The sequence below is a fragment of the Streptomyces sp. ISL-66 genome, from assembly GCF_018614135.1.
Taxonomy (GTDB): Bacteria; Actinomycetota; Actinomycetes; order Streptomycetales; family Streptomycetaceae; genus Streptomyces.
In genome coordinates, this window is sequence record NZ_JAGGOW010000157.1 from 1 (window position 1) to 10,527 (window position 10,527).

A 10,527-nucleotide genomic window follows, 5' to 3' on the forward strand; every position below is an offset into this window, starting at 1 on the left:
GCCGTATCCGCCGCGGCGGCCCGCGCAACCCGCACAGCCGCCCGCCGGGCCCGGCGGGCCGTCCCGGGCTCCGTACGTGCCCCCGCAGCAGGGCGGCTCGTACAGCGGAAGCGGAGCCGGCTCGGCTGCCGCCGAGGGCGGGTACGACAGCGGGTACAACACGGGACAGGTCTACAGCGGCGGCGACGGGCGCGGCGGCCAGCAGCCGCCGGCCGGGCCGCGCGGGCGGGGCCGGAGCGGTCCGGCAGGTCCCGCGGGCCCGGCTCCGGACTGGCGGGGGCGGATCAAGATCGGCGCGATCGTGCTGGTCTCGGGCCTGGTCGTGACGGGCATCGGCACCTACTTCTGGGCCGACTCCCACGTGCGCCGCGAGGTCGACCTCTCCAAGGTCATCGAGCGCCCGAAGGAGGGCGACTGCACGACCTACCTGATCGTCGGCTCCGACAGCCGCGAGGGCATGTCCGCCGAGGAGAAGAAGAAGCTGCACACGGGCTCGGCCGAGGGCAAGCGGACCGACTCGATGATGATCCTGGCGAAGTGCTCCAGCGGTAACACGATGATCTCGCTGCCGCGCGACTCGGACGTGGAGATCCCCTCCTTCGTCGGCTCGGAGTCGGGCAAGAAGTTCGCCGGCACGGGCAAGCGGACCAAGCTGAACGCGGCGTACGCCGAGGACGGCCCGGAGCTGCTGGTGCGGACGGTGGAGTTCAACACCGGTCTGCGCATCGACCACTACGCGGAGATCGGCTTCGCCGGCTTCGCGAACATCGTGGACGCCCTGGGCGGGGTGGAGCTGAACATCGAGAAGGGGTTCAAGGACGAGAAGTCCGGGGCCGACTTCAAGGAGGGCACGCAGACCCTGAACGGCGAGCAGTCGCTGGCCTACGTACGCACCCGCTACGCCTTCGCCGAGTCGGACCTGCAGCGGACGAAGAACCAGCAGAAGTTCCTGTCGGCGCTCGCGAGCCAGGCGGCGACTCCGTCGACGGTCCTCAACCCGTTCACGCTCTACCCGGTGCTGGGCGCGGGCCTGGACACGCTGATCGTGGACGAGGACATGTCGCTGTGGGACATGGGCCGGATGTTCTTCGCGATGAAGGGCATCAGCGGCGGTGACGGGGTCTCGATGAACATGCCGATCTCCGGGCAGCGCGGCGGGAACCTCGTCTGGGACAAGGCGAAGGTGCAGCAGCTCGTGCAGCAGATCCAGAAGGACGAGAAGGTCACCGTCCGCGGCAACTAGCGACGGGTTCGCGGGGGCCCCTGCGCGGCGCCTTGGCTGGGGCCTTGGCTGGGGGCTTCGCGCGGGGGGCGGGCGGCGCGGAGGCCGTCAGCGGTCCGAGGAGAAGCGGACCGAGGCGGCGGGGACCCGCGCCTCGCACCACACCCGTACCCCGGCGAGCAGCTCGTTGTCGGCGCCGACCACGGCCCCGTCGCCGATGACGGCGGAATCCAGCACGGTGCGCGGGCCGACCGAGGCGCGCGCGCCGACCAGGCTGGCGTTCACCCGGGCGTCCGGGCCCACGATCGCGCCGTCGAGCACGATGGAGCCCCGCACGACCGCTCCCGCGCCGATGCGGGCGCCGGCTCCGACCACGGTCCCGCCCGAGAGCACCGCCCCGTCGGCCACCTCGGCGCCCGGAAGCACCAGGGCTTCGCCGCGGGGGCCGGGGACCGCCGGGGAGGAGACGACCCCGAGCACCAGGTCGGCCGAGGCCCGGACGAAAGCCTCGGGCCTGCCGAGGTCCAGCCAGTAGGTGGTCTCGGTGAATCCGCGCAGCCTGGCGCCGGAGGCGAGCAGGCCGGGGAAGGTCTCGCGTTCCACGGAGACGGCGCGGCCGGCCGGGATGGCGTCGATCATGCTGCGGCGGAAGACGTAGCAGCCGGCGTTGATCTGGTCGGTGGTGATCTCTTCGGGGGTCTTCGGCTTCTCGGTGAAGTCCAGTACCCGCCCCTCGGAGTCGGTGGGGACCAGCCCGAAGGCACGGGGGTCCGCGACCCGCACGAGGTGCAGGGAGACATCGGCGTCGGCCTTCAGGTGGGACTCGACCAGGCCGGCGATGTCCAGGCCGGTGAGGATGTCCCCGTTGAAGACGAGCACCGGGGAGTCGGGGCCGCCGGTCAGCCGTTCGGCGGCGTTGCGGATGGCTCCGCCGGTGCCCAGGGGCTCGTCCTCGACCACGTACTCGAGGGTGAGGCCGAAGGCGGATCCGTCGCCGAAGTAGGGCTCGAAGACCTCGGCCAGGTAGCAGGTGGCCATCACGATGCGGGTAACTCCGGCGGCGGCGGCCCTGGCTATCTGATGGGCGAGGAAGGGCACACCGGCCGCCGGCACCATCGGCTTGGGCGTGTTCACGGTGACGGGACGCAGCCGCGTCCCCTGCCCGCCGACCAGCAGGATCGCTTCCGTCATGAGCCTTCTCCCCCAGCCGATCGGGCGTTCGAGCCCCCAAGCTAGCCCATCCGGGGGACCCCCAAGGCCCGAGGCGGCCCGTGTCGTGACCTCGGGTCCACCGCGGGCGACACCGCCGGTTCGGCCGGTTTCCCGTTCCCTCAAGCATGATCCCTTGACCCTGCGGTCACTGGCTCGGGAGCACCGAACGCGGCACTGCGCCGCACGGTGACGACTGCCCCACGAGAGTTCTTCATCCTCGACGTCACCGACGCCCCAACCCGCTCGACGGCGTTCCCGACTTCCGGCTGTTCGACTCGAAACACACAGCCGTCATGCGATACGACGACACCGGGGCATTCCTGCGCCCCGACGTCCGCCCGCGAAACGAAGCCGCCACCTATGCCGCTTACGGGAAACGGCCCTCACCCACGCGGAGCCGTTCACTGACTGGTGGGCAAAGCACGGCGAGTGAACAAAGCCGAGGCCATCCCGACTCAAGGGCTGTTCCTGCCCCCTTGACGCTCCCACACGGCCACGAGGAAGCTCGTGCAAGTTGGCGTAAGCCACTCGACACCGGAGGCAGTCATGGCACTACGGTTCATCGGGATTGATCCAGACACCGGGCAGCAGGGCTCTCCCACCGTATGGGTGGACGAGGAGAAGGCGGAGCTGGTGCTCCAGGGCTGGAAGCCAGACGAGAAGCTAGAGGCGGAGTGCGCGGCGTTCGAGGTTCCCGGGCACGTTCCGGGCATCCCTGCGCACGAAGCCGTGGTTCGGATTCCGGCCCGAATGGTGCCGATGCTCAGGAAGGCGTGCGATGTCGCAGAAGGAGCCGGGCTTTAACGAGCTGCTGGCCGCAGCCAAGCACTCGGCTGTGCACCTGGAGCTGCGCGACTCGTACGGCGTCGGGGAGGAGGCCGAGGACTTCGAGACCTGGACGCGTACGGGCCAGCGCGACATCGACCCGGCGTCCGCCTATTGGACGCCGTGGGTCGATTTGATTCGCAGCACCGTGGCCCGAGGCGTGGCCGTCCGCCGCGCCCGTGTCGTATCGGAACCGGTCACGGATTACATCCGGTACGAGCACGCCGGCACCGTGGTCAACCTTCATGCCGGGGAGCAGGTCCGCTGGCTGCCCCGGCGACAGGCCTCGGACATCGCGCTCCCCGGAAACGACTGCTGGGTGTTCGACGGACGGATCGTGCTCTTCAACCATTTCTCCGGGGATGGGAACTGGTCCGACCCGGGCTGGGAGGTTCGCTCCGAGCCCGCCGTGGCACGACTGGCCTCGGCTGCGTTCGAGGCAGTCTGGGAGCGCGGCATCCCGCACGAGAAGTTCACGGTCTGACTGACGGAAAACGAAGAGCCCACTCATGTCTGCGTCCCCCTCGTCCAGCGCCCAGGCCGCCCGCGAGGCCATCGCCACCCGTCTCGGGGGCCTGCGCCAAGACGCGGAGCTGACCGGGCACGAGTTGGCTCTTCGGTGTGGCTGGAGTCCCGCGAAGTCGTCACGCATCGAGCGTGCCAAGACCCCTGCATCAGCCGCCGACATCCGCGCCTGGTGCAAAGCGTGTGGAGCGGAAGACCGGGCAGACGACCTGATCGCGGCGAATCGGCAAGCCGATCAGATGTACGTGCACTGGCAGAAGCTCCATCGCCACGGCATGCGCCGGGCGCAGGAGGAAGTTGTCCCCCTGTACGAGCAGACCCGCCTCTTCCGCGTGTACTGCTCGAACGTGGTGCCGGGCATGCTCCAGACCGAGGCGTACGCGGCAGCCCTGCTATCGACCATCGCCGCCTTTCAGGGCACCCCTGACGACTCGCAGACGGCGGCGGAATCCCGAATCGAACGCTCGCGCGTTCTCCACGAAGGCAGCCACCGCTTCGCGCTGCTGCTGGAAGAAACGGTGCTCCGCTACCGCATCGGCGCTGCTGCCACCATGGCCGGACAGCTTGGCTATCTGCTGGCTGTCATGGCGCTGCCGAACGTAAGCCTTGGGGTTATCCCCTTCACCGCCCAGCGGCTCGTCTGGCCCCTGGAAGCCTTCTATCTGTTCGACGGCCGTCAAGCGAGCGTCGAACTGCTGACGGCCGCAGTGAACGTCACGGCGCCCAGCGAAGTTGCCACGTACGCCAAGGCGTTCTCAGAGCTGTCGAAGCTCGCTGTCTACGGTGCCCCGGCCCGGGCTCTGGTCTCGGACGCGATTACCTCGCTCGGCTAATTCGCGTGCAAGCCCGTGCAAGGTCCTGGATGCCTCACGGGTGCCTTCTCTAACGTCGTCTTCACAAGGAGTGACGGCGAGCACCGCACAGTGTGCGGGTGCGGTGAGGGGCGCGACATGGCAGGGGAGAAGAAGGCGAAGGCGCCGGAGTTCGATCGGGGCGCGTGGGAGTACGTGACCTACGCGCCCGGATACGAGTGTTCCGCCTGTCATCGGCCCATCGGGGCGCTGGAGCCCGCCCTCCGAGGAGCCGTCGACCGGGCGTCGGGCGCGCCCGGCACCGTCTACCGGCACAACGAGTGCCCCGCCCGCGCGGTGGCCGCGTGATGGACATGCAGACCTGGCGAGACGGTCACACGCGGGCCACGGACGCCGCCGAATCCCTGCGCGCGGCATTGGCCGCCCTCGGTGTCCCCGACACCGCGTGGAGCGGCATGCGGCCCACCGTCACCTACAACGGCCTCCCGTACGTGCACCTGGGGATGCTCCCGGCGGACGTGGTGGAGCAGATGGCCGAGGCCGTGAGGGCCGCCGTGAGGACTTCCGCCCGCTGAGGGCGGGAGGCGGCCGTCAACGGGCCGACAGATGATCAGGAAGGGCAACGATGACCGACCTGTACGCGCTCGACATCGACACCGCCGCCTCCTCGAAGGCGTGCGGCGGCAGCACCCATCCGGACGGGGAGGCGTGCGTGACCCTCGCCAAGATCGGCCCGGACGCATGGGCCATGGGTGACGGCAAGCGGCCGGACGCCGAGCCGCTGCGGTTCACCACGGCGGAGCTGGACGCGGCGGGCATCGACCCCGCGCGGTTCGACCTCTCCGCCTGATCCCCGAGCACCAGCTGACTGACGGCCCCGCCCACACGCCGACGGGCGGGGCCGTCGCCATTCCCCGAAACGGAGCGGCAGTGCACCACCACGGTTACGCATGGGTCGGAGAGAAGAAGGCGTTCGACAACGAAGCACTGCGCCGGCCTCCACATCCCGATCCGCCCCCGCCTGCGGCCAAGGACGACGCGGCGGCCCAGCGGCTGGTGGAGCGGTATCGGGAAGTGGTCGCGGAGTTCGGCGTGACGGGCCTCCCGCCCCTGCAGACCGCCCACTGGCTGATGAAACCGCCCGGGACGGTCAAGGGCACGTGGGAGGAACCGAAAGAGGCCGGGGAATGGCTCGGTCTCCAGTTGGCGCAGGCCGCTCCCCGGTTCGCCTCGGAAACGGACCGGGAAGTGACCCGGCCGGTGCTTGTGGTGAAGGCGGCGGTGGAGCGGCTGACCTGGGGCGGGAATGTATCGCTGGGGCACTACCTGAACGGGACGCTCTTCCATTCGGTCGCCCCGGTGACCCGTTGCCCGAACCGGTCCAGTCCTGAACTGCCCTGCCCGCTCGGATGGCCCCGGCGGTAGGGCTTCCTTCCCGTCCCTACTCGGCCGCGCGGTACGGCAGTGCGGCCCAGGACCGGGTGCCGCCACCGGGCTCGCGGGCGGGGCCGAAGCCCCATTGCCCCTCGCAATCGCGGACCACTGCGGCGAGGACCCGCGGCTCCCCGGGGAGGGTGAGGCTGTAGCTGAGGGCGGACGGGGCGGGCGGGCAGCACCGCGGCCCCCGGCGGGGAGCCGGGGGCCGCGGTACGGGTGCGGGTCAGACGGGGCCCGTTACGGCAGGTTCCTCGCCATCACGATCCGCTGGACCTGGTTCGTGCCTTCATAAATCTGCGTGATCTTCGCGTCGCGCATCATGCGCTCCACCGGGTAGTCCCGCGTGTAGCCGTAGCCGCCGAGGAGCTGGACCGCGTCGGTGGTGACCTCCATGGCCACGTCCGAGGCGAAGCACTTGGCCGCGGCGCCGAAGAAGGTGAGGTCCTCGTGCGGGCCGCCGGCGGAGACGCGCTCCGAGCGGGCGGCCGCCGAGTAGGTCAGCTGGCGGGCGGCCTCGATCTTCATGGCCATGTCCGCGAGCATGAACTGCACGCCCTGGAAGTCGCCGATCGGCTTGCCGAACTGCTTGCGCTCCTGGACGTATCCCTTGGCGTAGTCCAGGGCGCCCTGCGCGATGCCGAGGGCCTGGGCCGCGATCGTGATGCGGGTGTGGTCCAGGGTCTTCATGGCGGTGGCGAAGCCGGTGCCCTCGGCGCCGATCATGCGGTCGGCGGGGATGCGCACGTTGTCGAGGTAGACCTCGCGGGTCGGCGAGCCCTTGATGCCGAGCTTCTTCTCGGGCGCGCCGAAGGAGACGCCCTCGTCCGACTTCTCGACGACGAAGGCCGAGATGCCCTTGGAGCGCTTCTCCGGGTCCGTGACGGCCATGACCGTGTAGTACTCGGAGACGCCCGCGTTGGTGATCCAGCGCTTGACGCCGTTGAGGACCCAGAAGTCGCCGTCGCGCACCGCGCGGGTCTTCATGCCGGCCGCGTCGGAGCCCGCGTCGGGCTCGGAGAGCGCGTACGAGAACATCGCGTCGCCCTTGGCGAGCGGGCCCAGGTACTTGGCCTTGAGCTCCTCGGAACCGGACAGGATCACCGGGAGCGAGCCGAGCTTGTTGACGGCCGGGATGAGCGAGGAGGACGCGCAGACGCGGGCGACTTCCTCGATCACGATCACGGTGGCGAGGGCGTCGGCGCCGGCGCCGCCGTAGGTTTCGGGTACGTGGACGGCGTGCAGATCGCTCGCCACGAGGGCGTCGAGGGCCTCCTGCGGGAAGCGGGAATCCTCATCGACCGCGGCGGCGAAGGGCATGATCTTCGCCTCGGCGAGCGCGCGGACGGACTCGCGGAGCATGTCGTGCTCCTCGGCCGGACGGTACAGATCGAAGTCGGCAGAACCCGCCAAGATTTCTCACTCCCCAAGTGGTGCGATGCTAACTACCGTTAAGTAACCCAAGCTTAGTGTCCGGTGCCCGGCCAGGACACGGCCGTCGTACGTGAGCTGCGTGACAGCGGGGGCGACCGGTTGACGAGGCCGCCCGCCAGTGGGTGGCACTGACGGAATGCGTCCCCGGTGGATCGCGCGACTATGCTCGGTTGCCGCTAACGGCCCCGCACCTCCAGGAGCACGCATGGCCCCCCTGAAGATCACTGTGATCGGCACCGGATACCTCGGCGCAACGCATGCCGCGGCGATGGCGGAGCTGGGGTTCGACGTGCTCGGACTGGACGTGGTGCCCGAGAAGATCGAGATGCTGGCTGCCGGCCGGGTCCCGATGTACGAGCCCGGACTGGAGGAGCTGCTGGCCTCGCACGTGGCCGGACTGCCGGGTTCCACGGGCCGGCTGCGCTTCACCACCTCGTGGGACGAGATCGGCGCCTTCGACGGCGACGTCCACTTCGTCTGCGTGAACACCCCGCAGAAGCACGGCGAGTACGCGTGTGACATGAGTTACGTCGACGCCGCCGTGGAAGCGCTCGCCCCGCGGCTGACCCGGCCCGCCCTGGTCGTCGGCAAGTCCACCGTGCCCGTCGGCTCCGCCGAGCGCCTCGCCGCGAAGCTGGCCGCGCTCGCCCCGGCCGGGGACGAGATCGCCCTGGCGTGGAACCCGGAGTTCCTGCGCGAGGGCTTCGCCGTCCAGGACACGCTGCACCCCGACCGGATCGTCATCGGCATCCACGGGGAGCACGGCGAGCGCGCCGAGAAGGTCCTGCGGGAGGTCTACGCGACCCCCATGGGCGAGGGCACCCCGCTGGTCGTCACCGACTTCCCCACCGCCGAGCTCGTCAAGACCGCCGCGAACTCCTTCCTCGCCACGAAGATCTCCTTCATCAACGCGATGGCCGAGGTGTGCGAGGCCGCCGGCGGCGACGTGGTGAAGCTGGCCGAGGCCATCGGCCACGACGAGCGCATCGGGAAGAAGTTCCTGCGCGCCGGCATCGGCTTCGGCGGCGGCTGCCTGCCCAAGGACATCCGCGCCTTCATGGCCCGCGCCGGCGAACTGGGCGCCGACCAGGCGCTGACCTTCCTGCGCGAGGTCGACTCGATCAACATGCGGCGCCGCGGGCACATGGTGGAACTGGCCCGCGAGGCGGTGGGCGGGTCCTTCCTCGGCAAGCGCGTCGCCGTCCTGGGCGCCACCTTCAAGCCCGACTCCGACGACGTCCGCGACTCCCCCGCGTTGAATGTCGCCGGGCAGATCCACCTCCAGGGCGGCCAGGTCACCGTCTACGACCCCAAGGGCATGGACAACGCCCGCCGGGTCTTCCCCACCCTCGGCTACGCGGACTCCGCGCTCGGGGCCGCCCGCGGCGCCGAGGTCGTCCTGCACCTCACCGAATGGCGCGAGTTCCGCGACCTCGACCCGGCCGAGCTCGGCGAGGTCGTCACGGACCGCCTCGTCCTCGACGGCCGCAACGCCCTCGACCCCGAGCTCTGGCGCTCGGCCGGCTGGACCTACCGCGCCATGGGACGGCCCCGCGCCTGATCCCCCGCCTGATCCTCTGATCCCCGCTCGATCCCACGGCCGAACCCGGGGCCGAACCCGGGGCCGAACCCGCGCCAGGCCCCTCAGTTGATCCACTTCGTTGCGGAATGGGCGGTTTCGGATCTCGTCACCGGATCGTTGGGCGGAGCCACCGGGGGCCCCGGGAACGGATCGCTAGACTCACGGCCGATGACCAGTACGAGCACGAGAAGCCCTCTCCGCCCCACCGCAGGCGCGCCGGGGCCGGCCCCGCGTGCCGGTCGGGGACCCTTCGACACCTTCCTGCGGGGGCGCGCCGGCCACCTGGCCATGGCGGGCTTCTGGCTGGCCACCCGCGCCCTGATGGTGGTCCTCCTCGTGGTGAACCTGCACGGCACCTCCTCGGTGCGCGTGGAGATCACCGAGACCTACAACAACTGGTACGACGTCCTCATCACCGGGACGATGCCGCACGACGACGTCATGTGGCAGTACCCGCCGGCCGCGGCGGCCGTCTTCCTGTCGCCCGACCTGCTGCCCTTCCTCAGCTACTTCCAGGCCTTCGTCGCGCTCACCGTCGTCTGCGACGCCCTGATCGCCGTCGGTCTGGTCCGCGCCGCCCGCCGCCCCGACGGCAGCACGGCCGGCGCCGTGCTGTGGCTGGCCACGCTGCCGCTGCTGCTCTCGCTGCCGTTCGGGCGCTACGACCTCCAGGTCACCCTGCTCGCCGTCGGCTCGCTGCTGTGCCTGCGCTTCCGCCGCAAGCTCGGCGGGGTCCTCGCCGGCATCGGCGCCCTGGTGAAGGTGTGGCCGCTGCTCACGCTGATCGGCACCCCGCGCGGCCGGACCACCCGCGACGCGATCGTCTCGGCCGCGGCGTCCGCGGCCGTACTGCTCGCGGTCCTCGCACTGTTCTTCCGCGACACCCTCGGCTTCCTGGACAACCAGGGCAACCGGGGCATCCAGGTCGAGTCGCTGGGCGGCTCGGCGCTGATGCTCGGCAGGCTCGTCGGCGCCTGGTCCGGGAAGATCGAGGTCCGCTACGGCGCCTACGAGTACCTGGGCCCGTACGTCTCCAGCGTCGCCGTGCTCTCCGTCGCGCTCACGGTCGTCGGATTCGGCTGGCTGCTGCTGTGGCGCGTGAAGGCCCGCCGCTGGTCGACCGCGACCCCGCTGGACGCGGCGCTGTGCGCCATCCTCGTCTTCACCATCACCAGCCGCGTGCTCAGCCCGCAGTACCTGATCTGGCTGGTCGGCCTCGCCGCGGTCTGCCTGACCTGCCGGCACACCACGCAGCGCCCGGTCGCCTGGCTGATCGTCGCCTCCACCGCGCTCAGCACGGCGATCTACCCGCTGACCTACGGCTCGCAGATCCTCCCCGGCACGGTCTTCGGGACCATCCTGCTCTGCGTCCGCAACGGCCTGCTCGCCTGGGCCGCCGTCTGGTCCTGCGTCCGCCTGTGGCGGGCCAGCGTCACCGCCGCCCCGGAGCCCGGGCCGGCGGCCGCCGCCGCGGCCGCCGC

At 70.6% G+C, this 10,527-nt stretch carries 12 protein-coding genes; 10 read left to right on the plus strand and 2 right to left on the minus strand.

Annotated elements, in window-relative coordinates; genetic code table 11:
• Positions 1-1,243, plus strand: a 1,243-nt coding sequence (locus J7E97_RS28365; RefSeq protein WP_251055296.1) for an LCP family protein, incomplete at its 5' end; no start/stop codon positions are given.
• Between the two features lie 87 nt (positions 1,244-1,330).
• Here the strand turns inward: J7E97_RS28365 and J7E97_RS28370 are convergent.
• A complete protein-coding gene (locus tag J7E97_RS28370; protein ID WP_215033096.1) occupies positions 1,331-2,413 on the minus strand; it encodes a sugar phosphate nucleotidyltransferase in 1,083 nt (360 codons plus the stop codon).
• 567 nt (positions 2,414-2,980) lie between these two features.
• On the opposite strand from J7E97_RS28370, the gene J7E97_RS36280 reads away from it, so the two are divergent.
• The 7 genes from J7E97_RS36280 to J7E97_RS28400 all read left to right on the plus strand — a co-directional run bounded on the left by J7E97_RS36280 (position 2,981) and on the right by J7E97_RS28400 (position 6,021).
• Positions 2,981-3,238, plus strand: coding sequence for a hypothetical protein (locus J7E97_RS36280; RefSeq protein ID WP_251055297.1), 258 nt, complete (start codon positions 2,981-2,983; stop codon positions 3,236-3,238).
• Positions 3,213-3,743 (plus strand): DUF6879 family protein, encoded by a 531-nt coding sequence (locus J7E97_RS28375; protein ID WP_215033099.1) that lies wholly within the window; start codon positions 3,213-3,215, stop codon positions 3,741-3,743. The genes J7E97_RS36280 and J7E97_RS28375 overlap by 26 nt, the downstream gene beginning before the upstream one ends.
• Positions 3,744-3,768: 25 nt before the next feature.
• A complete protein-coding gene (locus tag J7E97_RS28380; protein ID WP_215033102.1) occupies positions 3,769-4,617 on the plus strand; it encodes a helix-turn-helix transcriptional regulator in 849 nt (282 codons plus the stop codon).
• A 117-nt stretch (positions 4,618-4,734) separates the two neighbouring features.
• Positions 4,735-4,944, plus strand: a complete 210-nt coding sequence (locus tag J7E97_RS28385; RefSeq protein WP_215033105.1) for a hypothetical protein — start codon at positions 4,735-4,737, stop codon at positions 4,942-4,944.
• A 5-nt stretch (positions 4,945-4,949) separates the two neighbouring features.
• Positions 4,950-5,171 (plus strand): hypothetical protein, encoded by a 222-nt coding sequence (locus J7E97_RS28390; protein ID WP_251055298.1) that lies wholly within the window; start codon positions 4,950-4,952, stop codon positions 5,169-5,171.
• 50 nt (positions 5,172-5,221) lie between these two features.
• Positions 5,222-5,446, plus strand: a complete 225-nt coding sequence (locus tag J7E97_RS28395) for a DUF397 domain-containing protein (protein ID WP_215033111.1) — start codon at positions 5,222-5,224, stop codon at positions 5,444-5,446.
• Positions 5,447-5,526: 80 nt separating this feature from the next.
• Positions 5,527-6,021: a hypothetical protein gene (locus J7E97_RS28400; RefSeq protein ID WP_215033114.1), complete on the plus strand. Its 495-nt coding sequence runs from the start codon at positions 5,527-5,529 to the stop codon at positions 6,019-6,021.
• 249 nt (positions 6,022-6,270) lie between these two features.
• On the opposite strand, the gene J7E97_RS28405 is transcribed toward J7E97_RS28400, so the two are convergent.
• Positions 6,271-7,443: an acyl-CoA dehydrogenase family protein gene (locus J7E97_RS28405; protein ID WP_215033117.1), complete on the minus strand. Its 1,173-nt coding sequence runs from the start codon at positions 7,441-7,443 to the stop codon at positions 6,271-6,273.
• A gap of 226 nt (positions 7,444-7,669) precedes the next feature.
• Here J7E97_RS28405 and J7E97_RS28410 point away from each other — a divergent pair, with 226 nt between their 5' ends.
• Both J7E97_RS28410 and J7E97_RS28415 read left to right on the plus strand, forming a co-directional pair.
• Complete coding sequence (locus tag J7E97_RS28410; protein ID WP_215033120.1) at positions 7,670-9,025, plus strand: UDP-glucose/GDP-mannose dehydrogenase family protein; 1,356 nt, start codon at positions 7,670-7,672, stop codon at positions 9,023-9,025.
• Positions 9,026-9,214: 189 nt separating this feature from the next.
• The coding region (locus tag J7E97_RS28415; protein WP_215033123.1) for a glycosyltransferase family 87 protein at positions 9,215-10,527 on the plus strand (1,313 nt) is incomplete at its 3' end.